The organism is Bacteroides stercorirosoris (genome assembly GCF_900142015.1).
Lineage (GTDB): Bacteria > Bacteroidota > Bacteroidia > Bacteroidales > Bacteroidaceae > Bacteroides > Bacteroides stercorirosoris.
On the sequence record NZ_FQZN01000019.1, the window covers coordinates 96940 to 123308 of the forward strand.

21 protein-coding genes are annotated in these 26369 nt (G+C 47.2%); 17 read left to right on the plus strand and 4 right to left on the minus strand.

Annotation, left to right across the window (positions count from 1 at the left end):
• Position 1: 1 nt before the first annotated feature.
• The 4 genes from hisB to BUC01_RS15125 all read left to right on the plus strand — a co-directional run bounded on the left by hisB (position 2) and on the right by BUC01_RS15125 (position 5694).
• Positions 2 to 1150 (plus strand): bifunctional histidinol-phosphatase/imidazoleglycerol-phosphate dehydratase HisB, encoded by a 1149-nt coding sequence (hisB, locus tag BUC01_RS15110; protein WP_073314146.1) that lies wholly within the window; start codon positions 2 to 4, stop codon positions 1148 to 1150.
• Between the two features lie 125 nt (positions 1151 to 1275).
• On the plus strand, positions 1276 to 2769 hold the full coding sequence (locus BUC01_RS15115) for a TolC family protein (protein ID WP_025835985.1): 1494 nt from the start codon (positions 1276 to 1278) through the stop codon (positions 2767 to 2769).
• Between the two features lie 253 nt (positions 2770 to 3022).
• Positions 3023 to 4384 (plus strand): sigma-54-dependent transcriptional regulator, encoded by a 1362-nt coding sequence (locus tag BUC01_RS15120; RefSeq protein WP_073314122.1) that lies wholly within the window; start codon positions 3023 to 3025, stop codon positions 4382 to 4384.
• Positions 4381 to 5694, plus strand: coding sequence for a sensor histidine kinase (locus BUC01_RS15125; protein WP_073314124.1), 1314 nt, complete (start codon positions 4381 to 4383; stop codon positions 5692 to 5694). Before BUC01_RS15120 ends, BUC01_RS15125 begins: the two co-directional genes overlap by 4 nt.
• Here the strand turns inward: BUC01_RS15125 and aspD are convergent.
• Together aspD and aspT are read right to left on the minus strand one after the other, a co-directional pair.
• Complete coding sequence (gene aspD, locus BUC01_RS15130) at positions 5681 to 7303, minus strand: aspartate 4-decarboxylase (RefSeq protein WP_073314126.1); 1623 nt, start codon at positions 7301 to 7303, stop codon at positions 5681 to 5683. The two genes, BUC01_RS15125 and aspD, sit on opposite strands and share 14 nt — an antisense overlap.
• A 319-nt stretch (positions 7304 to 7622) precedes the next feature.
• The gene (gene aspT / locus BUC01_RS15135; protein ID WP_073314128.1) at positions 7623 to 9317 is read right to left on the minus strand and encodes an aspartate-alanine antiporter; all 1695 of its coding nucleotides are present in this window, start codon (positions 9315 to 9317) and stop codon (positions 7623 to 7625) included.
• Between the two features lie 324 nt (positions 9318 to 9641).
• Between aspT and BUC01_RS15140 the strand changes: the two genes are divergently transcribed.
• The 7 genes from BUC01_RS15140 to BUC01_RS15170 all read left to right on the plus strand — a co-directional run bounded on the left by BUC01_RS15140 (position 9642) and on the right by BUC01_RS15170 (position 17613).
• Positions 9642 to 12188 (plus strand): DUF5686 and carboxypeptidase-like regulatory domain-containing protein, encoded by a 2547-nt coding sequence (locus BUC01_RS15140; RefSeq protein WP_025835031.1) that lies wholly within the window; start codon positions 9642 to 9644, stop codon positions 12186 to 12188.
• Positions 12189 to 12295: 107 nt separating this feature from the next.
• Positions 12296 to 13585 (plus strand): inositol-3-phosphate synthase, encoded by a 1290-nt coding sequence (locus tag BUC01_RS15145; protein ID WP_025835033.1) that lies wholly within the window; start codon positions 12296 to 12298, stop codon positions 13583 to 13585.
• A 108-nt stretch (positions 13586 to 13693) separates the two neighbouring features.
• Positions 13694 to 14167: a phosphatidylglycerophosphatase A family protein gene (locus BUC01_RS15150; protein ID WP_025835034.1), complete on the plus strand. Its 474-nt coding sequence runs from the start codon at positions 13694 to 13696 to the stop codon at positions 14165 to 14167.
• Complete coding sequence (locus tag BUC01_RS15155) at positions 14152 to 14661, plus strand: GtrA family protein (RefSeq protein WP_025835036.1); 510 nt, start codon at positions 14152 to 14154, stop codon at positions 14659 to 14661. Before BUC01_RS15150 ends, BUC01_RS15155 begins: the two co-directional genes overlap by 16 nt.
• Before the next feature lie 7 nt (positions 14662 to 14668).
• Positions 14669 to 15322, plus strand: a complete 654-nt coding sequence (locus BUC01_RS15160; RefSeq protein ID WP_025835037.1) for a CDP-alcohol phosphatidyltransferase family protein — start codon at positions 14669 to 14671, stop codon at positions 15320 to 15322.
• Positions 15319 to 16251: a phosphoinositol dihydroceramide synthase gene (locus BUC01_RS15165; RefSeq protein ID WP_025835038.1), complete on the plus strand. Its 933-nt coding sequence runs from the start codon at positions 15319 to 15321 to the stop codon at positions 16249 to 16251. Before BUC01_RS15160 ends, BUC01_RS15165 begins: the two co-directional genes overlap by 4 nt.
• A 180-nt stretch (positions 16252 to 16431) precedes the next feature.
• Positions 16432 to 17613, plus strand: coding sequence for an iron-containing alcohol dehydrogenase (locus BUC01_RS15170; protein ID WP_025835039.1), 1182 nt, complete (start codon positions 16432 to 16434; stop codon positions 17611 to 17613).
• A 94-nt stretch (positions 17614 to 17707) separates the two neighbouring features.
• Here BUC01_RS15170 and BUC01_RS15175 read toward each other — a convergent pair whose 3' ends face one another.
• Both BUC01_RS15175 and BUC01_RS15180 read right to left on the minus strand, forming a co-directional pair.
• Positions 17708 to 19282, minus strand: coding sequence for an Rne/Rng family ribonuclease (locus BUC01_RS15175; protein WP_073314130.1), 1575 nt, complete (start codon positions 19280 to 19282; stop codon positions 17708 to 17710).
• A 332-nt stretch (positions 19283 to 19614) separates the two neighbouring features.
• Positions 19615 to 19890 carry an HU family DNA-binding protein gene (locus BUC01_RS15180; RefSeq protein WP_009131262.1) on the minus strand — a complete coding sequence of 92 codons (276 nt, stop codon included), beginning with the start codon at positions 19888 to 19890 and terminating at the stop codon, positions 19615 to 19617.
• A 344-nt stretch (positions 19891 to 20234) separates the two neighbouring features.
• On the opposite strand from BUC01_RS15180, the gene mutY reads away from it, so the two are divergent.
• The 6 genes from mutY (at position 20235) to BUC01_RS15210 (ending at position 26229) form a co-directional block, all read left to right on the plus strand.
• Positions 20235 to 21275 (plus strand): A/G-specific adenine glycosylase, encoded by a 1041-nt coding sequence (gene mutY, locus BUC01_RS15185; RefSeq protein ID WP_073314133.1) that lies wholly within the window; start codon positions 20235 to 20237, stop codon positions 21273 to 21275.
• Between the two features lie 77 nt (positions 21276 to 21352).
• Complete coding sequence (locus BUC01_RS15190; RefSeq protein WP_025835040.1) at positions 21353 to 21814, plus strand: single-stranded DNA-binding protein; 462 nt, start codon at positions 21353 to 21355, stop codon at positions 21812 to 21814.
• 23 nt (positions 21815 to 21837) lie between these two features.
• Positions 21838 to 23184 carry a gliding motility-associated protein GldE gene (locus BUC01_RS15195; RefSeq protein ID WP_025835041.1) on the plus strand — a complete coding sequence of 449 codons (1347 nt, stop codon included), beginning with the start codon at positions 21838 to 21840 and terminating at the stop codon, positions 23182 to 23184.
• Positions 23185 to 23190: 6 nt separating this feature from the next.
• On the plus strand, positions 23191 to 23823 hold the full coding sequence (locus tag BUC01_RS15200; protein WP_025835042.1) for a 4'-phosphopantetheinyl transferase family protein: 633 nt from the start codon (positions 23191 to 23193) through the stop codon (positions 23821 to 23823).
• A gap of 17 nt (positions 23824 to 23840) precedes the next feature.
• Positions 23841 to 24731 (plus strand): M23 family metallopeptidase, encoded by an 891-nt coding sequence (locus BUC01_RS15205; RefSeq protein ID WP_025835043.1) that lies wholly within the window; start codon positions 23841 to 23843, stop codon positions 24729 to 24731.
• Positions 24732 to 24855: 124 nt separating this feature from the next.
• Positions 24856 to 26229: a tryptophanase TnaA gene (locus BUC01_RS15210; protein WP_025835044.1), complete on the plus strand. Its 1374-nt coding sequence runs from the start codon at positions 24856 to 24858 to the stop codon at positions 26227 to 26229.
• Positions 26230 to 26369: the final 140 nt, after the last annotated feature.

Consider the following 26369-nt stretch of genomic DNA (forward strand, 5'->3'; position numbering starts at 1 on the left):
TATGAAGAAAGTATTATTTATAGACCGTGACGGGACATTGGTGATAGAGCCGCCCGTCGATTATCAGTTGGATTCGCTGGAAAAGCTGGAGTTCTATCCCAAAGTGATGCGTAACCTCGGCTTTATCCGCAGCAAACTGGATTTTGAGTTTGCGATGGTGACCAACCAGGATGGTCTGGGAACAGCGTCTTTCCCGGAAGAAACCTTTTGGCCGGCGCATAACCTGATGATGAAGACCCTGGAAGGGGAAGGCATCACTTTTGATGAAATCTTCATCGACCCCAGTATGCCGGAAGACAATGCGCCCACAAGGAAACCGCGCACGGGAATGCTGACCAAATATCTGAATAATCCGGACTATGACCTGGCGGGCAGTTTCGTAATCGGTGACCGACCTACGGATGTGGAACTGGCGAAGAACCTGGGATGCCGGGCTATTTTCCTGCAAGATGACACAACACTGTTGAAACCTGTGTCGGAAGGTGGTGCGGCATCTTGTGAAGGACTGGAGTCTGTGTGTGCCCTGGTTACGAAAGATTGGGATAAAGTAGCTGAATTCCTCTTTGCCGGAGAACGGACAGCGGAAGTGCGGCGCACAACGAAGGAGACGGATATCTTCGTCTCTCTGAACCTGGACGGGAATGGCGTCTGCGATATTCATACCGGACTGGGCTTCTTCGACCACATGCTGGAGCAAATAGGCAAACATGGCGGACTGGATCTGACCATCCGCGTGAAAGGTGACCTGGAAGTGGACGAACATCATACGATAGAAGATACAGCTATTGCCTTGGGAGACTGCATCTATCAGGCTTTGGGCAACAAGCGTGGCATCGAGCGTTATGGCTATGCCCTGACTATGGATGATTGCCTCTGCCAGGTGTGCCTGGACTTCGGCGGCCGTCCGTGGCTGGTGTGGGATGCCGAGTTCCATCGCGAGAAGATAGGAGAGATGCCGACGGAGATGTTCCTGCACTTCTTCAAGTCCCTGAGCGATGCCGCCAGGATGAACCTGAATGTGAAAGCGGAAGGGCAGAATGAACATCACAAGATAGAAGGCATTTTCAAAGCACTGGCACGTGCAATAAAGATGGCCGTGAAGCGGGATATCTATCATTTTGAATTACCGAGTAGCAAAGGGGTGCTTTAAGCGCCCCTTTGTTCATAAATGGACATCCCTACTGTCCGAAAACGAACACTTACCCCCGCCTGAAGGGCTTCTGCCGCTTTGGCACACTCTTTGCTTTTCTGTTTATACTAATTTTTTAGATAAACATGAAAAGGAATATTTTACTTGCAGCCTGGATGTTATTTCCGTTCGCCGCTTTTGCACAGAACGATACATTGACAAACGAACGTGAACGTCTCATCACTTTAAATGAAGCGATAGCTTTGGCACGTACCCAGTCAGTGGATGCCGCTGTAGCACTGAACGAGCTGAGGACAGCCTACTGGGAATATCGTACTTTCCGTGCGGACTTGTTGCCGGAAGTGAACCTGAACGGTACATTGCCCAATTATAATAAATCTTACAGCCGTTATCAGAACTCGGATGGTTCTTACTCTTTCGTGCGTAACAATACGCTGGGACTTTCGGGAACTCTCTCCGTCGACCAGAACCTGTGGTTCACGGGCGGTAAACTGTCACTCGCGTCTTCACTTGAATACATCAAGCAATTGGGCACCGGAGGAGATAAACGCTTCATGTCCGTTCCCGTCAGTCTGGAGTTGACGCAGCCTATCTTCGGAGTGAACAGCCTGAAATGGAACCGCCGCATCGAGCCGGTGAGATATGCCGAAGCAAAAGCCGCCTTCATCACTGCTACGGAACGGGTGACGATGACGACTATCACCTATTTCTTCAACTTGTTGCTGGCAAAGGAGAATCTGAATACTGCTCGTCAGAATAAAATGAATGCCGACCGCCTGTATGAAGTGGCAATAGCTAAACGCAAAATGGGACAAATCTCAGAGAATGACCTGTTGCAGTTGAAACTGAATGCGTTGCAGGGCAAGGCGGACGTGACGGAAGCGGAAAGTGACCTGAATGCGAAAATGTTCCAGTTACGTTCGTTCCTCGGACTGTCGGAAGATGAAAACCTGAATCCGATGTTGCCGGAATCTGCACCGGATATAAAGATGGAATATAATCTTGTGTTGAACAAAGCGTTGGAACGCAACTCGTTTGCGCAGAATATTCGCCGACGCCAGTTGGAAGCTGATTTTGAAGTAGCCACGGCTCGCGGAAACTTGCGTAGTATCGACCTTTTTGCCAGTGTGGGATATACGGGGCAGGACAGGACCCTTACATCTTCTTACGAGAATCTGCTCGATAACCAGATTGTGCAGGTGGGCGTCAAGATACCTATACTGGACTGGGGAAAGCGTCGTGGAAAGGTGCGTGTGGCAAAGAGTAACCGTGAAGTGGTACTTTCCAAAATCCGCCAGGAACAGATGAACTTCAACCAGGACATTTTCCTGTTGGTAGCTAACTTCAACAATCAGGCGCAACAGCTTGACATTGCCCAGGAGGCTGACGGCATTGCCGAGAAACGCTATAAAACCAGTGTGGAAACCTTTTTGATAGGTCAAATCAGTACGCTGGACCTGAATGATGCACAAAACTCGAAAGATGCAGCAAGACAAAAACATATTTCTGAGCTTTACTATTATTGGTACTATTTCTACCAGATCCGCAGTCTGACGCTTTGGGATTTTGAACGTAATTGCGAGCTGGAGGCGGACTTTGAAGACATTGTGAGGGGGTAAATGATAATTTAGCGGCTTTGCCGCTAAAAATTGACAATTAACAATTGACAATTGACAATTACCATTCGGAACGATTGTTTAAGCACAATATAGCGCAGCCTAATTGTTAATTGTCAATTGTCAATTGTCAATTTTTAGCGGGCATCCGCCCGCTAAATTATCATTTATTCTTTTTTTAGAAATAATCCTTGTAAATCTGCATCCTATATTGTGAAATAGTTATTTTTGCAAACCATAAAACAACGAAAACCTTATGATACTGATAATCGACGATGATAGTGCTGTACGCTCTTCCCTCAGTTTTATGCTGAAACGTGCAGGTTATGTAGCGCAAACCGTTCCCGGACCGCGTGAAGCAATGGATGTAGTTCGTGCCGAAGCTCCTTCGCTCATTCTGATGGATATGAACTTCACCCTCTCCACGACCGGAGAGGAAGGTTTGACCTTACTGAAACAAGTAAAGGTATTCCGTCCCGACGTGCCCGTTATCCTGATGACGGCATGGGGCAGCATTCAGCTTGCTGTGCAGGGGATGCAGGCAGGCGCGTTCGACTTTATCACGAAGCCGTGGAACAACGCCGCCCTGTTGCAACGCATCGAGACAGCCCTTGACCTGGCTGCCGTCCCGAAAGATGCGCCGGAGGAACAGAGCGAAACGCTGAACCGCAGCCATATCATCGGAAAGTCACAGGGCTTGATGGAAGTGCTGAATACAGTGGCACGCATCGCCCGCACCAATGCCTCGGTGTTGATTACCGGTGAGAGCGGAACAGGTAAGGAGCTGATTGCCGAAGCCATCCACATCAACAGCCAGCGGGTGAAACAGCCGTTTGTAAAGGTCAATCTGGGCGGTATTTCGCAAAGCCTTTTCGAGAGTGAGATGTTCGGTCATAAGAAAGGTGCTTTTACGGATGCCACCACCGACCGCATCGGCCGCTTTGAACTGGCCAACAAGGGTACCATCTTTCTGGATGAAATTGGTGACCTCGATCCTTCCTGCCAGGTGAAGCTGCTCCGTGTACTGCAGGACCAGACGTTTGAAGTGCTGGGCGACAGCCGTCCCCGCAAAACGGATATCCGCGTGGTGTCCGCCACGAATGCCGACCTCCGCAAGATGGTGTCGGAACGCACTTTCCGCGAAGATTTGTTCTATCGTATCAATCTGATAACCGTTAAACTGCCCTCTTTGCGTGAACGTCGTGAGGATATTCCTTTGCTGGCTCGCCACTTTGCCGACCGCCAGGCTGAGGTGAACGGATTGCCCCGCACGGAATTCTCGGCAGATGCCCTGAATTTCCTTTCCCGCCTGCCTTATCCGGGAAATATCCGCGAATTGAAAAACCTCGTGGAACGCACCATCCTTGTCAGCGGAAAGCCGACACTGGATGCTTCGGACTTCGATGCACAATACCTGCGCCACGATGAGCCGGCGAAGGCCTCGGATTCTTCATCACTGGCAGGCATGACGTTGGACGAGATTGAGCGCCAGACTATTCTGCAAGCATTGGACCGCCATAAGGGAAATCTCAGCCAAGTGGCTATGACGCTCGGTATCAGCCGTGCCGCGCTTTACAGGAGATTGGAAAAGTTTAATATAACAGTGAACGAAAAGTGAGAATAAAGTTCTATTTCTCCATACTTGTCCTTTTCCTTTTGGGTTTAGGCGGGGTGCTTATCTACCTGGCAAAGGGGATACAGCTGTTACACCTCTATATTGTAGAGGGTATTGTCGCATTTATCCTGGTGTTCCTGATTATCTTCTATCGCAAAATAGTGAAACCGATGAATATCATCGGCAGCGGTATGGAACTGTTGCGTGAGCAGGATTTCAGCAGCCGACTCAGCAAAGTGGGACAATACGAGGCGGATCGCATTGTGAATGTGTTCAACCGCATGATGGAGCAATTGAAGAACGAACGTCTGCGCTTGCGCGAACAGAATCATTTCCTGGATCTGCTTATCCAGGCATCGCCGATGGGAGTTGTCATCACTACATTGGATGGCGAGGTGTCCCAACTCAATCCGATGGGGTTGAAAATGATGGGGGTACATCTGGAAGAGGTGATGGGTAAGAAGATGGACAATATAGATTCTCCTTTGGCTGAAGAGCTTGCCACTATTCCTAAAGACCATACCTCTGTGGTGCGGCTGAATGATGCGAATATTTATAAGTGCACCCATTCCTCCTTTATTGACAGGGGATTTCATCATCCTTTCTATCTGATAGAGAAGATGACGGAAGAGGTGATGCGTGCCGAGAAAAAGGCGTATGAGAAGGTGATTCGTATGATTGCGCACGAGGTGAATAATACGACGGCGGGCATTACGTCCACGCTCGACACGGTAGAACAGGCGCTTTCTACAGAAGACGGTATGGAGGATATTTGCGACGTGATGCGGGTTTGTACGGAGCGTTGCTTCTCTATGAGCCGTTTCATCACCCGTTTTGCCGATGTGGTGAAGATTCCCGAACCGACCTTGACTCCTGTGAAGGTGAATGAGCTGGTGTCTATGTGTAAACGCTTTATGGAAGGGATGTGCAATGACCGGAACATTCTTCTTTGGCTGGAATGTGACCCGAAGGTGGAGCCGGTGCGTCTGGATGCCGCACTCTTTGAACAGGTGCTGGTGAACATCATCAAGAATGCCGCTGAAAGTATAGAGCATGCACCCGAAGGAACGATTCAACAGGGCAGGGTTGTAGTACGCACCATTGCGCCTACCACAATAGAGGTGGTGGACAATGGTCCGGGTATATCAAAAGAGACTGAAGCCAAACTCTTCAGTCCCTTCTTTTCCACCAAGCCGAACGGGCAGGGAATCGGCCTGGTGTTTATCCGCGAAGTGTTGACGCGTCATGGGTGTACATTCTCGTTGCGCACGTATAGTGATGGACTGACGCGATTCCGGATTATTTTTCCATAGTCTTTTTCCACGCTTTTGCGTATTCGTCAAGAATCCGCTTGATGCCCTGGCCGATGACCGCATAATCCTTTTCGTTCAGATTGGCAAGCGAAGCCCGTATGCTCCATTCCGGACCGTCGAAGCCACCGCCATTGAGCAAGACAAGAGAGGTCTCTTTCGCCAGACGGAACACAACATTCAGCGGACTGTAAGTGCGTTTCAGATACTCCACAAACTCATCTCCGTAGAATTTCCTTGCCCATACCAGCATGTCGATTTCCGTGTAATACCCTACTCGTAGCGGGTCTTTCAGCAATGTAAATCCCGTGTTATCCCACAAGGCGTGCAGACGTTTCTCGATTATCTCCATCATCTTCTGTTTATACTTGTTCTCCTTATCCAGCAAGGCGAAGGAAGCGAACAGGCTCATCTGCATCTGTTGTGGCAATGAGAGGCCAGCGGTATGGTTCAGTGCCACCTGACGGCTGTCGGCCACCATGCGGTCGATGAACTTCAATTTTGCTGGTTCCAGTGTGAGACTTGAATAACGGCGGTTCAGTTCCTCACGTTTCTCTTTCGGCAGACGGGCAATCTGTTTGTCGAAGATGTTATCTTCGTGCAGGGCGATAACAGCGTCACGCCAACCCGTAGCTCCGAAGTACTTGGAGAAAGAATACACGCAAAGCGTATTGTGTGGCAGTTCTGCCATGAACGAACGGAAGTGCGGACTGAATGTACCATACACATCATCTGTGATGACCATCAGATTCGGATTGTCATTCTTCACGATATTGACAATGCGCGCCATCGTCTCTGGGCTGAGGGCATAACTGGGCGGATTGCTGGGATTGGTGACAAAGAGTGCTTTGACAGACGGGTCTTTCAGGCGGTCGATGTCCTCGTCGGTGTATTGCCAGAGGTGGAAACCGTCGTCCGTCATGCGGTTGGCGTGTATCTCGGTCATGTTGAACTGGTAGCGGCTCAGTTGCGGTATCTCAATATAGGGGGTGAAGACGGGAACCATGAGGAAGATGCTGTCGCCTTTGTTCAGAAGGAAGTTTTCCTGCAAGGAGTCGAAGACATAGCACATGGCAGCGGTGCCGCCTTCGGTGGTGAAGAGGTCGTAAGTGCCGCGTGGCGGACGGTTGTCACACATTTCTTGCGCCAGATAGTCCTGTACCAGTATCTCGGTGAAGTGCAGGATGCGGTCGGGTACGGGGTATTGGTCGCCGATGATGGCTTCCGCCCATTCATGCACCAACGAGTCGGGGTCGGCGGCATGCTGCATCAACAGGTAGTTATAGGTTTGTTCCAGGAGTTGGGCACCGTGGGCGGCGTTGTTCTTTTTGAGGAACGCTTCGAAGCGGGAGGCGATGCCGGACTTTTCGGGGATGCCGGCGATGCCTTCGGGAAGGTTCATGATGCGGCGGCACTCTTCCAGTCCGAACTGCCCCAGCAGGAAGAAGGCTTCGCGCGGGGTGGTGGCTATCCAGTTGGGGTTACCGCGCCCGGCATTCAACATGGTGCGGGCGGTTTTCTTCAGGCTTTCATCGGCCATGTCGATGAGACGGTTCTTCAGCTCGAAGGGGCTGATGGTCTCCATTTTCTTTTCAAAATTCTTGCTATCCATATCGTTAAGTTTAAGTTTGTATTTTATAAATTCTTCGGCTGCGGTAAACTAATCTTGCGGATGCAAGAAACTAAGCGCTGCGCTGCAAGAAACTAATATCTGCGCTGCATAAAATTATTCATACTGTAGCTATATTTGTTTCTTACAACAACTGATATACTTTCTCATAATAGATATTATACTTTCTTACAACAGTTGATGTATGAATAATTATATGCATCTTTGAGATTAGTTTCTTGCAGCGCAGAGATTAGTTTCTTGCATTGCGGAGATTAGTTTCTTACAGCCTGTAGATTCTTTGCTTCCCACGTGGCTGGAGCTAAATCAGGAGCACGATGACGACACCCCATATTATTAATAAGGTGTTACCTACGGCATACGTCACCGTATAGCCCAGTGCGGGCGTTTCGCTCTCTACCGCATCTTGTATGGCACCCAGCGCAGCTGTCGTGGTGCGTGCTCCGGCGCAACACCCCAGGGCAATGGCAGGGTGGAACTTGAATACGTATCTTGCAAGTAACAAGCCTATGATTAACGGCAGGGTAGTGGCTACGGCACCTACAATGAACAGGCTCAGCCCCACATCCCGGAAACCTTGTACGAAACTCGGTCCGGCAGCGATGCCCACTACGGCGATGAACATATTCAATCCTACATTATTCAGTACCCACAGTGATGCTTCGGGAATACGGCCGAACGTGGGATGTTTGCTACGCAGCCAACCGAAGAATAATCCGGCTATCAATGCGCCGCCACTCGTGCTCAGACTGATGGGGACACCCCCGATGTGAATGGACAATGCACCGAACAAACCGCCTATCAGAATGCCCAGTCCTACGAATATCATGTCCGTCTGGTGTGTAGGCCGGTCAACATACCCTATACGCACGGCGGCACTTTCCACTTCCTGTTTGGTGCCTACCACTTCGATGACATCACCGGCATCCAGCTTGGTCTGTGCCAATACGGGGATTTCAATTCCTGCCCGTTTGATGCTGCGGATGCTGACGCCGTGCATGAATTTCTGCCTGCGGATATTGGCTACCGTCTTTCCGGCAAATGTCTTTTTGGTGATTGTGACGGGCAGGGTTTCTGCCGGGAAGTCGAGCAACTGTGCGTCCTGCACTTCTTCGCCTATCCAGTCTTCTTCGCCGATGACGTACTCACGGCGGCCGCTAAGTACGACTTCATCTCCTGTTTCGAGCACAGTATTGGGACTTACCTCCCGGACAACACCTTTCTTGCGCAGACGTTCCACGAACAGGCGTTTGTCATGTTGCTGGAAGTAAACTTCCAGGTCTATCACCCGGTGGCCCGGCTTGAACCATTCATTCTCAATCTTGTAGGCACGGAAAGTTACGGGACGGGCAGCGTGCATGAAACCGGGTTCGTCGGCTTCGGAATTGCCCATCTTAGCTTCCAGATCCTTGCAGGCAGCTTTCACTTTTTCCAGTCCGCCCAAGAGTTTGGGGCCGAGGGTGGAGAGTACCCAGGCGGAACCTGCCGTGCCGAAAACGTAAGTCACGGCGTAAGATACGGGGATGATGTTGATATAACTCTGTCGTTGCGCTTCGGTGAGTCCCATGTTCGCCATAGTGTCCTCGGCCACTCCGATGACGGCAGAGATGGTTTGCGAACCAGCTAAGAGTCCGGCAGCTTCACCCGGATTGTAGCCCATCACCAGGGCGAGAAGCCAGGTCACTACCAGTATGGACACACACATCAGTACGGCAAAGCCGACTTGAGGAAGTCCGTCCTTTTTCAGTCCGCGGAAGAACTGAGGCCCTACTTTGTAGCCGACGGCGAACAGGAAGAGTAGAAAAAATACGGATTTGATGGGACCGGGTACGTCAATGTTCAGTTGGCCTACCAATACGCCTACAAGCAATACGCTTGTGACCGTTCCCAGGCTGAATTTGCCGATGCGTAGCTTGCCTAGCCAGAACCCCAGGAACAGGGTGAGGAAGATGGCAAGTTCGGGGCGTTCCCTGAGCTGGTTTATTATCCATTCCATAATTAAGTTATTTAGGTTGTTAATTGGTTTTTCCGAGGCTTTTCTGCGTCGTTTCACCTATACAACAGCTTATAAATAGAAGTGTTTCGCGCGAAAATGGTTTTTTAGAACATTTATTGAGTAAAACTGGACTTTCTAAAAAAGTTTTCTTTCGTACCTTTGCGGGCGCAAAAGAAGGGCAAATGATAATTTAATGAAGAATGATGAATGAAGAATGAAGAATTTGGCTGCGCTATGCAAGCATGCCGCAAGGTAATTCTTCATTCTTCATTCTTAGTTCTTCATTTCGGTAAATTATCATTTATCTATCGTACAAAAACAGGTATGAAGTTTACTTTTTTAAGGATTTTTCTCCTCATCAGCCTTTGCTGGATGAGCCTGCCCCTGTGGGCGCAATATATGATACAAGGTGTTGTCACAGACTCGTTAACCCGTGAGCCTCTGCCTTACACATCTGTATACCTGAAAGGTGCTACCGAGGGAGGTATGACCGATGACAAAGGAAATTTTTCTTTCAAAACGTATCGTGCCCAGGCAGTGCTGGTTATTTCTGCCGTTGGATACAATGAGTACACCCGCCTCATTCACCCGGCACGCAGTGTTCGCTTTAACATCGCCCTTTCTCCGGCAACGTATGCACTGAACGAGGTGGTGGTGAAGCCGAAGCGGGAGCGATATAAGAAGAAAGATAACCCGGCTGTGGAGTTTGTGCGGCAGATGATTGCCCACCGCGACGACTATTCACCCAAAGAGCTGGACTTCTGGCAGCGGGACCGCTATGAGAAGATGACCTTTGCCATCAACAATTTCGACAGCGTGAAGCAACAGAAATGGCTTTATCGCAAATTTAAGTTCCTGACGGACTACGTGGATACTTCCGCCGTTACGGGAAAGCCTGTGCTTGCCGTTTCCAACCGCGAGTTGCTGGCTACGGACTATTACCGCAAATCTCCCAAAAGCGAGAAGCAACGTGTGCATGCCCGCCGCCAGGCCGGTGTGGACGAAATGCTCTCGCAGCAAGGCATGGAGCAAGCCATCAGCGTCACGATGACGGACGTGGATATTTACGAGAATAATATTACGCTGTTCACCAATAAGTTTGTCAGCCCATTGTCCTCTATGGGGCCTTCTTTCTATAAATATTACCTCATGGACACGCTCGCCATAGCGGGCCAGCCTTGTGTGGATCTGACATTCGTCCCCTTCAACTCCGAGTCATTCGGCTTTACGGGACATCTTTACGTCACGTTGGACAGCACTTATTTCGTGCGTCGTGCTACCATGAACTTTCCGCAGAAAATCAATCTGAACTTTGTGGACTACATGTCCCTGGAACAGAATTTCACCCGTGGTGAAGACGGCACACGCCAGCTTGCGGACGAGCATATCACTACCGAGTTCAAGCTGGTGGACAACAGTGACGGCATCTATGCCAAACGGGATGTTTACTACCGGAACTATGTCTACGAACCTTCCGCGGATGCCTTGTCCGCTTTCAGGAAGCCGGAGAAAGTGATTGAGCCTTCCGAAGCCGCGCATCGCTCAGAGGCTTACTGGGATGATAACCGGCAGGTGGAAGTCAGCAAAAAAGAGACTTCGGTGGATAAGATGATGGCGCAGCTCCGTACCTATCCCGTTTATTACTGGACGGAGAAGACGCTGAAAGTCCTTTTCACCGGATATATACCTGCGCCGAAAGAGAAAGAACCTCTGTTCTATATAGGTATGATGAACACTACCATCAGCGGCAATACGCTGGAAGGTGTGCGTCTGCGTGCGGGAGGTATGACGACCGCCTGGCTGAATCCACACCTATTTTATAAAGGATATATGGCATACGGTTTTGACGACCATCGTCTGAAAGGTATGGCGGAGGTGGAATATTCTTTTCATAAGAAGAAGGAGTATGCCAATGAATTTCCTATCCATTCTTTGAAGGCGCGATATACATCGGATGTCAATCAGTATGGGCAACATTACCTATATACCAGCCAGGACAACGTTTTCCTCTCCTTGAAACGCCAGAAGGATGACCGTATCGGTTATCAGCGTAAAGCCGAACTGACGTATACGAACGAGTTCCATTCCGGTTTTTCCTTCCAACTCACGAGCCGTTTCCGGCAGGATGAGTCGTCCTATCTCATCCCTTTTCTGAAACAGGACGAGATGGCAACCCCGGTGGAGAGGATATCGAATGCCGAGTTTGAAGTAAAGTTGCGCTATGCACCGAATGAGAAGTTCTTTCAGACGCAATGGAACCGCTTCCCGGTGTCATTGGATGCTCCGGTCTTCTCGCTATCGCATACGATGGCTGCGAAGGGAGTGTTGGGAGGCGATTATACCTATCATTATACGGAAGCCGGTTTCCAGAAGCGTTTCTGGTTCTCGGCTTTCGGATATACGGATGTTATCCTGAAGGCAGGAAAAGTTTGGAACAAAGTTCCTTTCCCGTTACTGATTATTCCGAACGCCAACCTTTCTTATACCATCCAGCCGGAGTCTTACACGCTGATGAATGCTATGGAGTTTATGAATGACGAATATGCTTCGTGGGATGTAACTTATTACCTTAATGGCTTTTTGTTCAACCGTGTGCCGCTGCTGAAAAAGTTGAAATGGCGTGAAGTCCTTTCCTTTCGCGGTTTGTACGGCAATTTGAGCGACAAGAATAACCCGTCGGTCAGCAATGACCTGTTCCGTTTCCCAGCCACGACCTCTTATATGGGCGATACTCCGTATATGGAAGTGGGCGTCGGTGTAGAAAATATTTTGAAGGTCATCCGCCTTGATTATGTCTGGCGATTAACTTACAGAAATCTGCCCGGAATTGATAAATCCGGTCTTAGAATCAGTCTGCATATGACGTTTTAACTTAAATCTTACTAATAGAACATTAAATCGGATAAAATGACGAGTCTCAATTGAACAAAATAGCCTAAATTTGAGCAATTTTTTAAACTTTAAAAGATACAATGGCAATGAAAGAAAACATTAAGCCGGCAACTGGTCGTTTGGGTGTACTGGTAGTCGGAGTGGGTGGTGCGGTCTCAACGACCATGATAACAGGTACGTTAGCTGCTCGCAAAGGGCTGTCGAAGCCGATAGGCTCTATTGCACAGATGGCCACAATACGCATGGAGAACAACGACGAAAAACTAATCAAGGACGTGGTGCCTTTGGTTGATTTGAACGACATTGTTTTTGGCGGATGGGATATTTTCCCCGACAACGCATACGATGCTGCGATGTATGCAGAAGTCTTGAAAGAAAAAGACTTGAACCTCGTGAAAGAGGAATTGCAGGCTATCAAACCGATGCCCGCAGCTTTTGACCATAACTTTGCAAAGCGTCTGAACGGTACGCATATCAAAGATGCAGCTACCCGTTGGGAAATGGTAGAGCAACTGCGTGAGGATATTCGTAACTTCAAGGCTGCCAACAACTGCGAACGCATCGCCGTGTTGTGGGCTGCAAGTACCGAAATCTATGTTCCCTTATGCAAAGAGCATGAGTCTCTCGCTTCGCTGGAAGCAGCCATGAAGGCGAACAACACGGAAGTGATTTCTCCGAGTATGTGCTACGCTTACGCTGCTATTGCAGAAGGTGCTCCGTTCATCATGGGTGCTCCTAACTTGTGTGTAGACACTCCGGCTATGTGGGAATTCTCTAAGAAGATGAATGTGCCCATCGCCGGTAAGGACTTCAAGAGCGGCCAGACACTGATGAAAACCGTTCTCGCTCCGATGTTCAAGACTCGTATGCTGGGTGTAAGCGGTTGGTTCTCTACCAACATCCTGGGTAACCGCGACGGTGAAGTGCTCGATCAGCCAGAAAACTTCAAGACGAAAGAAGTCAGCAAACTGTCTGTTATCGATAACATTCTTGAACCGGAAAAATATCCCGATCTTTACGGCGACGTTTACCACAAGGTTCGTATCAACTACTATCCTCCCCGCAAAGACAATAAGGAAGCATGGGACAACATCGATATCTTCGGATGGATGGGTTATCCGATGGAAATCAAAGTAAACTTCCTCTGCCGTGACTCTATCCTTGCAGCTCCTATCGCGCTCGACCTCGTTATCTTCAGTGACCTGGCATTGCGTGCAGGCATGTCTGGCATCCAGACTTGGCTGTCATTCTTCTGCAAGAGCCCGATGCACGACTTTGAGCATGAACCGGTACACGACCTGTTCACTCAATGGAGAATGGTGAAAGAAACAATCCGTACGATGGTAGGTGAAAAATCACCGAGCTATCTGGATTAATCAATAATAATAAGGTGATAAGGTGGTAGAGTGATAAAGTGGTAATGTAGTATTACTTTACCACCTTACCACTTTGTCACCTTATCACTCTTTTATATCTTTTTTTCTATGAAGAAACCTTCATTCTTCCCTGTCCTTATAGGCACGGGCTTTGGCTCGGGCTTTTCCCCTTTTGCTCCGGGCACGGCGGGTGCTTTGCTGGCTACGCTTGTCTGGTTCGGGTTCGCTATGTTTATATCAGAAACTTGTTTGTTGTGGACGACTGTCGCATTGGTGTCGCTATTCACCGTAGCCGGTATATGGGCTACCGACCGACTGGAACCCTACTGGGGTGAAGATCCTTCGCGCGTGGTGGTGGACGAGATGGTAGGAGTGTGGATTACGCTTCTGGCAGCTCCGGCCGGTCACGTCTGGTATGGACTGGCAGCGTTTGTGCTGTTCCGTTTTTTTGATATTCTGAAACCGCTGGGTATTCGGCGGATGGAAAAACTGCCGGGCGGAGTGGGAGTGATGATGGACGACGTACTGGCGGGAGTGTATGGTTTTATTGTCTTAATTGTGGCAAGATGGCTGATAGAGTAAAGGAAAAGAGCCGGTTGGCTGGTTGGCGTAGGGAAGTATGGCTTTTTATGAAGGCCCAGCTCTCTGCACAGGTAGCCACGGTGATAGATTTTCTGATTACTATTCTTTTGGCGAAATTATTCGGTATATATTATTTGTATGCCACATTCATCGGTTCGGTGGTTGGCGGTATAGTCAATTGTGTGATAAATTATGAATGGGTGTTCAAGGCGGAAGATTGCAAAAAGATACATGTAGGATTGAAGTATTTCGTCGTTTGGGGTGGGAGCATCCTGATTAATACGTGGGGCACTTTTGCCTTGACGGAGTGGTTGGCACGGATGAAGTGGGTGAACGGATTGTTGGGATATTATGTCTACGATGTGTTCATCTTATCTAAGATTACCGTGGCGCTGCTGGTTGCATTTTTTTGGAATTATTACTTGCAACGATTCTTCGTTTACCGGAACCACAATTTAAAAAGATTTCTGAAACAACGTTTGGAACATAAATAGAATGAACATGAATTATAGAGATTGGCTGCAACAGGTGATATATAAGATTATCAACCCCGTTGTGCGCGGTATGATTAAAATAGGCATTACGCCTAACTTTATTACTACTACCGGATTAGTGCTAAACATAGTGGCTGCCGGTGTATTTGTTTATGCAGGAAAATACACTGATTCCAAAGAAGACCTTTCTTTGGTGGGCTGGATGGGAGGACTCATACTTTTTGCCGGGCTGTTTGATATGATGGACGGACGTGTGGCACGTTTAGGTAATATGTCTTCCACGTTTGGCGCATTGTATGATTCGGTGCTTGACCGTTACAGTGAACTGTTTACATTATTTGGCATTTTTTACTATCTTATATTGCAGGGGTATTTGGTAGGTTCTATTATCACGTTTCTTGCTTTGATCGGTTCGTTGATGGTAAGTTATGTACGTGCGCGCGCCGAAGGTCTTGGACTGGAGTGTAAGGTAGGTTTCATGCAGCGTCCCGAACGGGTGGTGTTGACCGCGCTGGGAGCCTTGTTCTGCGGTATCTTCTCTGATTGTACGCTTTTCGACCCGATGCTGATATTGATTGTTCCGATGGCAGTGATTGCCGTATTTGCTAATCTGACAGCTTTTGTCCGTCTGGCACATTGCTATAAACTATTGAATAAATGATAAGAAAGTATCTTCCTCCGATGAGAGAAACGGTGCTGGTAGTGGCCATTACGGTGGCTTTCTTGTTGCTGACGGCTACGTGTATCGGGCTTCGTTCGGAGCATTTTCTGATGTCGGGTTTGTTTCTGGTTCTGTTTTTTGCAGGAAAGACAACCCGTAAACTGGCAGTAGCGTTACTGCCTTTTGTTGTTTTTGCGGTTTCCTATGACTGGATGCGGGTATATCCTAATTATCAGGTGAATCCTATTGATGTGCAGGGCTTGTATGAGGCCGAAAAGTCTCTTTTCGGCATATCGGTGAATGGAGCGGTGCTTATTCCCTGTGAATATTTTGCTATACATCATTGGGCTGTTGCTGATTTCTTTGCAGGGGTGTTCTATCTTTGCTGGGTGCCTGTGCCTATTGCTTTCGGCTTGTGGCTTTATCTGAAGGGCGAACGCCGGATGTATCTGCGTTTTGCAATGGTTTTTCTGCTTGTGAATCTGATTGGTTTTGCTGGATATTATATTCATCCTGCGGCACCACCCTGGTATGCCATGAATTATGGTTTTGAGGCTATGCTGGATACTCCCGGAAATGTAGCGGGACTGGGACGTTTTGATGAGTTGATGGGATGCACTATTTTCGATTCAATTTATGGACGTAATGCCAATGTGTTTGCTGCTGTGCCTTCGTTGCATGCGGCGTATATGGTTGTGGCATTGGCTTATGCGATAATGAATCGTTGCAAGGGCTGGCTGATAGCATTGTTTGCCTTTATTATGGTGGGCATCTGGTGTACGGCCGTTTATTCGGGGCATCATTATCTGATTGATGTTTTGTTAGGAATCTCCTGTGCACTGCTAGGCATTCTGGTTTTCGAGAAAGGATTGATGAAATGGGGAGCGTTTAAACGCTTCTTCGAAAGGTATAGTAAATACATTAAATGATAATTTAGCGGGCGGATGCCCGCTAAAAATTGACAATTGACAATTGATAATTAACAAATAGGCTGCGCTATATTGTGCTTAAACAATCGTTCCGAATGGTAATTGTCAATTGTCAATTGTTAATTGTCAATTTTTAGCAGCAAAGCCGCTAAATTATCATTTATATATAACAAATGAATTATGAATAATTTCGTCTTTTACAGCCCTACCGAATTCGTTTTCGGTAAAGCAACAGAAATGCAAGTCGGTGCACTGGCGCTGAAACACGGTGCACGAAAGGTGATGATTGTGTACGGTGGCGGCTCTATTGTGCGGAGCGGCTTACTGGATAGGGTGAAACAATCTTTGCAGGAAGCGGGGATTGAATATTGCCTGATGGGTGGTGTGCAGCCTAATCCGGTAGATACGAAGGTGTATGAAGGCATTGATTTCTGTCGTCGTGAACAAGCTGATATGTTATTGCCCGTAGGTGGCGGTTCCGTCATTGACACGGCAAAAGCCATAGCCGCAGGTGTGCTCTATGATGGTGATTTCTGGGATTTCTATATCGGAAAAGCCAAAGTGACGAAAGCCTTGAAAGTCGCTGTAGTCCTGACTATCCCTGCCGCCGGAAGCGAAGGTTCCGGTAACACTGTCATTACCAAACTGGACGGTTTGCAGAAACTCAGCCTGCGTGTGCCCGAAGTTCTGCGCCCGGTCTTCTCTATCATGAATCCGGAACTGACTTATACTTTACCTCCTTTCCAGACTGCCTGTGGTGTAGCCGATATGATGGCGCACATCATGGAACGTTATTTCACTAATACGCAAGAAGTAGAGATAGGTGACCGTCTTTGTGAGGGAACTCTGATGGCTATCATCGACGAGGCTCCTAAAGTGATGAAGAATCCCGAAGACTATGGTGCTCGTGCCAATCTTATGTGGTCGGGCATGATTGCACATAACGGAACGTGTGGTGTGGGCTGTGAAGAAGACTGGGCTTCCCACTTCCTGGAACATGAAATCAGTGCGATTTATGGCGTTACCCATGGTGCAGGGTTATCCGTAATCTTTCCTGCCTGGATGACGTGGATGGTGGAACATAATGTAGATAAAATAGCCCAATATGCAGTCCGTGTTTGGGGCGTTTCTGAGTCGGGAGATAAGAAAGCGGTTGCATTGGAGGGCATCCATAGACTGAAATCTTTCTTTGTCTCTCTGGGACTTCCTGTTACGTTTAAAGCGTTGGGCATTGAGAACCCTGATATTGACCGTCTGGCAGACAGCCTGCACCGTAATAAGGGAGAGTTCGTAGGTAATTATGTGAAGTTGACGAAACAGGACAGCAAAGAGATATATCGGCTGGCATGTACAAACGAATGATTATTTGTTTCTATGATACGGTGGCTTTTTTCAAAAAAGCGGCGGAAGAATAAAAAAAGACGGCGAAGTTTTTCAAATACTCCGCCGTCTTTTCTTATTTAATTTCGAATTCTTCCTTCATGTCAATCTCTTCCCCGTGTGGGTCATAGAATACATATTCCAGGAACGCAAGTTTCTGGCTTGGAATAATCTTGATACCAAATCCGTATTTCATCTGCCACTTCCGTTTCAGGGAAACAAGTCCCTGATTAATATAGGCAGCGATATACGGGTGGATGTGTAACGAGAATTTCTTAATCTTCAATTTGTTGACTAAGTAGTCAATTTTACTCTCTAAAGTGTCCGTAAAGAGGATGGACGACTTGATTGTGCCTTTTCCGAAACAGGTGGGACAAATTTCTGTGGTGTTGACATCCATTGCCGGGCGCACACGCTGGCGGGTAATTTGCATCAAGCCGAATTTGCTGAGCGGTAGGATGTTGTGTCTTGCCCTGTCTTTTTGCATATTGGCACACATACGTTCGTAAAGCTTCTGTCTGTTTTCGGCTTCGTTCATGTCGATGAAGTCCACCACGATGATACCACCCATATCTCTCAGTCGCAGCTGGCGAGCCAGTTCGTCGGCAGCTCCCAGGTTCACTTCGAGCGCGTTGGCCTCCTGCCCGTTGGCATTCTTGGTGCGGTTACCGCTGTTCACGTCTACTACGTGAAGCGCCTCAGTATGCTCAATAATCAGGTAGGCACCACTCTTGTATGAAACCGTCTTTCCGAACGAAGACTTGATTTGCTTGGTGATACCAAAATTGTCGTAAATAGGAAGTTGGCCTTTATACAGCTTCACAATTCCTGCCCGTTCAGGGGCAATGAGTGCTACGTAGTCCTTGATTTCGTGGAACACGGCTTCGTCGTTGACGTAGATGTTCTCGAAAGAAGGGTTAAACAAGTCGCGCAGTAAGCCTACGGCACGGCTGGTTTCTTCGTAAATCAGAGTCGGGAATTTAGTGGCTTTCTGTATTTTGGTCACAGCATCCTCCCAGTGTTTTAATAAAACTTTAAGCTCTCCGTCGAGCTCGGCCACGCGTTTTCCTTCGGCAACGGTGCGGACGATAACACCGAAGTTTTTCGGCTTGATGCTCATCAGCAATTGTTTGAGGCGGGCGCGTTCTTCGCTCGATTTAATTTTTTGTGATACGGAAACCTTGTCGTTGAAAGGTATCAGCACCAGATATCTTCCGGCAAATGAAATTTCGGAAGTCAGGCGCGGGCCTTTGGTCGAGATAGGCTCCTTGACAATCTGCACCACTACTTCTTGTCCTACCTTGAGTGTGTTGGCTACAGTGCCGTCTTTTTCAAGGTCGGGAAGTATGGTTGCTTTTGTAATTTGGGGTAGCTTCTTTTTGTCGCTTAAAGTTTGCTTTACGTACTTCTCTAACGAGTTAAATTGAGGACCTAAGTCCAGATAATGAAGAAAAGCATCTTTCTCGTAACCCACGTCCACGAAGCAGGCATTCAGGCCGGGCATCAATTTCTTGATTCGTCCCAAATACATGTTGCCCACCGAGAAGGAGAGATTTCTTCCTTCGCTTTGCAGTTCCACCAGGCTCTTGTCTTCGAGCAGTGCGATGGAGACTTCTTTGGGCTGTACGTCTACAACGAGTTCGCTTGTCACAATTTTTTTCTTGCTTTTAGGTTCTAAGTCAACCAGATTCTAAGTTTACGGGTTGACAAGAGGGAATGTATTGCGACTATCTCCCTTGTCTCCTTGTTCCTTGTCACCTTGTTAACTACAATTTGTTACTTAAACAAAGAACAAACTCGCGAGACAAATAGCTTCACAAGTTTGTTCTTTATTTCTGTCTTTCAGACTAAAAATTACTTTTTGCTTTTATGTCTGTTCTTTCTTAGTCTTTTTTTACGCTTGTGCGTAGACATTTTATGTCTTTTTTTCTTCTTTCCGCTAGGCATAGCTTCGATAATTTAATTGGTTAATACTCTTGTTTATTATTTCTTCACGGAGATGGTGAATGTTTTAGCAGGCTTAAATGCCGGAATATTATGTTCCGGAATGATGATCGTAGTATTCTTTGAGATGTTACGAGCTGTTTTTTGTGCTCTTTTCTTCACTACGAAGCTACCAAACCCGCGGAGGTAAACATTTTCATCTTTAGATAAAGATGCTTTTACTGTGTCCATGAATGCTTCAACGGTCGCAAGTACTGTCACTTTGTCAATCCCGGTGTTCTTTGTAATTTCGTTTACAATATCAGCTTTAGTCATTTTTCTTTAAAAAAAATATTATTACTATAGTTTCCTAATTTTTTGGACTGCAAATATATAGCTTTTTGCGCTCTCTAAAAAATATATTCTGGACAATTTTCTAAAAAAGTCTTCCGATTAAGTTTTGTTAGGGTGAAAAAGAGCTATTTTTGTGCTGTGGGAAAGAGGGTGAAGGATACACTTTGCATATTTATGTGGGTGATAAATCGCCTCCACAAGCATTGTGGCGGCGATTGTGGAAATGAAAAATGTTTTATCCCGTGTGGAAATCGTGCTCTTGACAGGGCATTGTCGGCTGTAAGTGAATAACCCTTTTTTGAATTTTATAAGTACTTGTAATAGAGATGAATATATTTAGTGAGAAATTAGTGGCATGGTATGCCGAAAACAAGCGTGAATTGCCTTGGAGGGATACCACCGACCCGTATATGATATGGATATCGGAAATCATTCTGCAACAGACTCGGGTGGTGCAAGGTTATGACTATTTTTTGCGTTTTATCCGTCGTTTTCCCGATGTGGCGGCTTTGGCGGAAGCGGAAGAAGATGAGGTGATGAAATGCTGGCAGGGGTTGGGGTATTATTCACGTGCCCGCAATCTGCATGCGGCTGCAAAAAGCATGAATGGCGTTTTCCCGACAACCTATGAGGGGGTCCGTGCTTTGAAAGGGGTAGGGGACTATACTGCTGCGGCCATTTGTTCGGCTGCTTACGGCATGCCCTATGCTGTGGTGGATGGTAATGTTTATCGGGTGCTCTCCCGTTACTTTGGCGTCGATACGCCGATTGACAGCACGAAAGGGAAGAAACTGTTTGCTGCTTTGGCGGAGGAAATGCTGGATAAATCACGTCCTGCTGTGTATAATCAGGCTGTCATGGATTTCGGTGCTATACAGTGTACGCCTCAGTCGCCTAATTGTATGTTTTGCCCTTTGGCGGACAGTTGTTCTGCGTTGCGGAATGGACTGGTGGCAAAGTTGCCCGTCAAACAACATAAGACGAAAACGAGCAACCGCTATTTTAATTATATATATGTACGCATGGGCGCGTGTACCTATTTACATAAGCGGACGGGTGATGATATATGGAAAAATCTTTTCGAACTACCATTGATTGAGACCACTGTTCCGGTGCCGGAAGGCACGTTCCGAGAGCTGCCGGAAGTGCGTGCTCTTTTTGCGGACGGAGAGGTTCCGGCGTTGCGCCTTGTCTGTGGAAATGTGAAGCATGTGCTTTCACACAGGGTGATATATACTAATTTTTATGAGGTCGCTCTACCGGAGAACTCTGCTTCTTTTTCTGCTTTCCAACGGGTGAAGACAGAGGATTTGGGGCAGTATGCAGTCTCCCGCCTGGTGCATGCGTTCCTGGAGAAATATCTATAAAAGTTGCGCTTATTCTTGCATTGTGTGATTATTCTGTTTAATTTTGGCGGCAAATTCAAATAAAAAGAAAAAGGCTTATGTCAGTAAATAAAGTAATATTGATTGGAAATGTCGGACAAGATCCTAAAGTAACCTATTATGATGGAGGAAACTGCGTTGCTCAGCTTTCTTTAGCTACTACGGAGAAAGGATATACTCTGCAAAATGGCACTCAAGTTCCTGATCGTACTGATTGGCATAATCTTGTTTTCCGGAACCGCTTAGGAGAGATTGTTGACAAATATGTGCATAAGGGTGATAAACTCTATGTGGAAGGTAAGATACGTACCCGCTCTTATGATGACCAAAAGGGAATTCAGCGCTATATTACGGAAATCTTTGTCGATAATATGGAAATGCTGACTCCGCGGGGGACTTCCGCACCGGGTGCTGCTGCGCCGCAACAAGGCATGGCACAAGGTGCCGCTCCTGCACAACCGATAGCGCAATCGCAGGCTACCCCTGCACAAGATAATACAACGGACGATTTACCGTTCTAATTGTTTAACTAAAACCAAAATCTTTGGACCCAGACGCTTATTCATGCCAGTTGGCAGAAGTTTTTAATGGTATATCCGTACATACCCCTACTATTTCGGCAATTATCGCCATTGTGTTGGCAGGCTTGCTGTTGCTTGTTTCCGGCTTTGCCTCAGCTTCAGAAATAGCCTTTTTCTCGCTTTCTCCGTCAGACTTGAATGCTATTGACGAGAAGAAACATCCTTCGGATGAGAAAATCCGTAAACTCCTGGATGATACAGAACGCCTGTTGGCGACTATTCTGATAACAAACAACTTTGTGAATGTGACTATCATCATGCTCTGCAATTTCTTCTTTATGAGTGTGTTTGAGTTTCATTCGGCTATTGCGGAGTTTCTTATACTTACCGTTATACTGACGTTCCTTCTGCTCCTTTTTGGCGAAATCATGCCGAAGATTTATTCGGCTCAGAAAACATTGGCATTCTGCCGTTTCTCGGCCAGGGGGATATGGATGTTCCGTTCCCTTTTCTATCCGCTGGCTTCCGTGTTGGTGCGTTCCACTTCTTTCCTGAATAAGCATTTTGCCCGTAAGAATCATAACATCTCCGTAGATGAGCTTTCTCATGCTCTGGAACTGACTGATAAGGCGGAGTTGAAGGAAGAGAACAACATTCTGGAAGGCATTATCCGTTTCGGCGGTGAAACTGCGAAGGAGGTGATGACTTCCCGCTTGGACGTGGTGGACCTGGATATCCGTACACCGTTCAAGGATGTATTGAAATGTATTGTAGAGAATGCCTATTCCCGTATTCCCATTTATTCGGAAAACAGGGATAACATTAAAGGGATTTTGTACATCAAAGATTTGCTTCCCCATTTGAACAAGAGTGAGTTTCGCTGGCAATCATTGATACGTCCCGCCTATTTTGTGCCGGAAACGAAGATGATTGATGATTTGCTGCGTGATTTCCAGGCTAATAAGATTCATATCGCTATTGTTGTTGATGAATTTGGCGGTACGTCGGGCATCGTGACGATGGAAGATATCATCGAAGAGATAGTCGGTGAAATCCATGACGAATATGACGATGAAGAGCGCACTTATGCGGTACTCAACGAGCATACCTGGGTATTTGAAGCCAAGACGCAGTTGACGGATTTTTATAAGATTACGAAAGTGGACGAGGAAGCCTTTGACGAAGTGGCGGGCGATGCCGACACGCTGGCGGGATTGTTGCTTGAACTGAAAGGAGAGTTTCCCGCCCTGCATGAGAAGGTGACATACGGTCATTACGAGTTCGAGGTGCTGGAGATGGACAACCGTCGTATCCTGAAAGTCAAATTCACTGTTCAGCCTCTTTCGGCAGAGGCTGATAAAAAGAACTGATTGAATATGTCTCTTTTCTTGCAACATACGGAGCAATCCTACAAGTGGGGTGTCTGGAAGATGGACGAAACACTGGATGAATTGTTGGATATGCTTCCTCGGCAAGACACGTATCGGCAAGCTATGCAACGTTTCTCGGCGGAACATCGCCGCCTGGAGTGGTTGTCGGTTCGTGTGCTGTTGTTCACTTTGCTGGGCGAAGAGAAAGAAATAGCCTATCATTCCAGCGGAAAGCCTTATCTGGCGGATAATAGTGCCTCGGTCAGCATTTCGCATACCCGTGGTTATGTATCGGTCATTATCGGTGAAGCCGGTAAGGAAGTGGGGATTGATATAGAGCAATACGGTGAACGGGTGCACAGGGTGGCGCATAAGTATATGCGTGCTGATGAAAAAGTTTCTTCTTATCAGGGAACGGATACGTGGGCCTTGTTGCTTCACTGGTCGGCCAAGGAAGTCATGTTTAAGTGTATGAATATGGCTGAGGTGGACTTTCGTGAACATTTGCATATCTTCCCTTTTACGGTTTCCGAAAGAGGCGATTTCCTTGCTGAAGAGTATCGGACACAGGAACAACGGAAGTTCCACATTCATTATATATTGCATCAGGACTTTGTATTGACCTGGCAAGCGGATTAATCTCAAACAATGATACCATGAAACTACGACACAATTTTCTTTTTCTTATTATGCTGCCTGTATTGGCCGTTGCTCAATCGGATAAGGTTGTTGAAGTCACCTACGAACGTTCTGACAAAGGTGAGGTGACTTTTTACGCTACAACTGACTCGCACACGCCCTATACGGTAACTTTGAGTTTCCCGCGGTTGAACAATACCTCTTACCCTGAAGGCTCTATTCATGAAACATTTATCCATTTTGGAAAAACGCGCTTGTTGACCTTGCGGCCGAGCACTGAAAATGTTTCTATCGGCTTCTCCTATCGCTATACTTATCGAAAAGGAAATTTCTTTCTGAAAGCAGATACCAATTTCGTATATCTTTTCCCTTTGGCAGAAGGTAAGACGGTGAGGGTGAACCGTATGTATTCTTTGGACAGGATTCTCGGAAAGGAAGGGCAGAAGCGTCTGACAGGACTTGCTTTTCACACGACTGCGGGCGATACCATTTTTGCCGCGCGTGGCGGAGAGGTGACGGAAGTTAATGATAATTCCGCTTCCACATCTGAGGGAACATCTTTCCAGGCAACGGAAAATCATGTGGAGGTATTCCATAAAGACGGAACTTTTGCCCGTTACAAGTTATTCCGGGATGGAGGGATTTTTGTATCTCCGGGTGATGAGGTTATTCCAGGACAGCCCCTCGGTATTATCGGCGGGGAGAATTACAAGCAAGGCTCTCACCTACGCTTCAGTGTATATTGTCCTGATCTGAAAGACTACTCGTATATGCCGGATTTCTATCTCTCTCCTGAGAAAACCGGTAAACCCGAAGAGCGTGAAATATATGTATCGGAGCACCCTCTCCCTTTTGTCATACAAGAGATGGGTAAGAAGGCGAAGAAGAAGTTCTTGTCAAAAGAGTGAAGTTTTTGACAGAAAGACACGGAATGTCTTGGTGGATTCTGTGTAAATGTGTATATTCGACCCGTATAAGAACTTATACGGGTCTTTTTGTTAACTAAATGTCAAAAAACAATAAGTAAACACTATGGAATTACCCTTTGCAGAGTCATGGAAAATTAAAATGGTGGAACCCATTCGGAAGAGTACCCGCCAGGAACGCGAACAATGGTTGAAAGAAGCCCATTACAATGTGTTCCAGCTTAAATCCGAACAAGTATATATCGATTTGATAACCGACTCCGGTACGGGAGCAATGAGCGACCGTCAATGGGCAGCGATGATGCTGGGCGACGAAAGTTATGCCGGAGCTTCCTCTTTCTTCAAGCTGAAAGAGGTAATCACCCGCTTGACCGGTTTCGAATATGTCATCCCTACCCATCAGGGGCGTGCCGCCGAGAATGTTCTTTTCTCTTATCTGGTGCACGAGGGCAACATCGTTCCCGGTAACTCTCACTTTGATACCACTAAGGGGCACATCGAAGGTCGAAAAGCCATTGCTTTGGACTGCACCATCGATGAGGCGAAGAATACGCAGTTGGAAATCCCCTTCAAAGGCAATGTGGATCCTGGCAAACTGGAGAAAGCATTGCAGGAATATGGTGACCGGATACCGTTCATCATCGTTACCATAACAAACAATACTGCGGGCGGACAACCCGTATCCATGCATAACTTGCGTGAAGTCCGCGCTCTTGCGGATAAATACAATAAACCTGTATTGTTTGACTCCGCCCGTTTTGCCGAGAATGCTTACTTCATTAAGATGCGTGAAGAAGGGTATGCGGATAAGACGATAAAGGAGATTACGAAGGAAATGTTCGGCCTGGCTGACGGTATGACGATGAGTGCCAAGAAAGACGGTATCGTCAACATGGGAGGTTTTATTGCTACGCGGAAAGAAGATTGGTATGAAGGTGCCAAAGGTTTTTGCGTGCAGTATGAAGGTTATCTCACTTATGGCGGCATGAACGGGCGCGATATGAGTGCGCTTGCCGTGGGCCTGGATGAAAATACAGAATTCGATAATCTGGAAACCCGCATCCGCCAGGTGGAATATCTGGCAAAGAAACTGGATGAGTATGGCATTCCTTATCAGCGTCCTGCGGGCGGCCATGCCATTTTTGTAGACGCAACCAAAGTATTGACACATGTTCCGAAGAATGAATTTCCGGCACAGACGCTGACCGTTGAGTTATATCTTGAGGCTGGTATCAGAGGATGCGAAATTGGTTATATTTTGGCAGACCGTGACCCTGTGACCCGTGAAAACCGTTTTAACGGACTGGATCTGCTTCGTCTTGCCATCCCCCGCCGTGTCTATACGGACAATCACATGAATGTGATAGCTGTTGCGCTGAAGAATGTTTTCGACCGGCGTGAAAGCATTACGCATGGTGTTCGTATCACTTGGGAAGCACCTTTGATGCGTCACTTTACTGTGCAACTGGAACGCACTTAACACTTTTCTTCTTCATAATAAAAAAAGTAAGAGGGTGTGTCTGTTTGAAGTGCCCCCCGAAAGTTGGACGTTAAATTATAACTTTATAAATTCTCTTCATAATGAGCTCGGTATTGTACCGGGCTCATTCCATTTAGCTT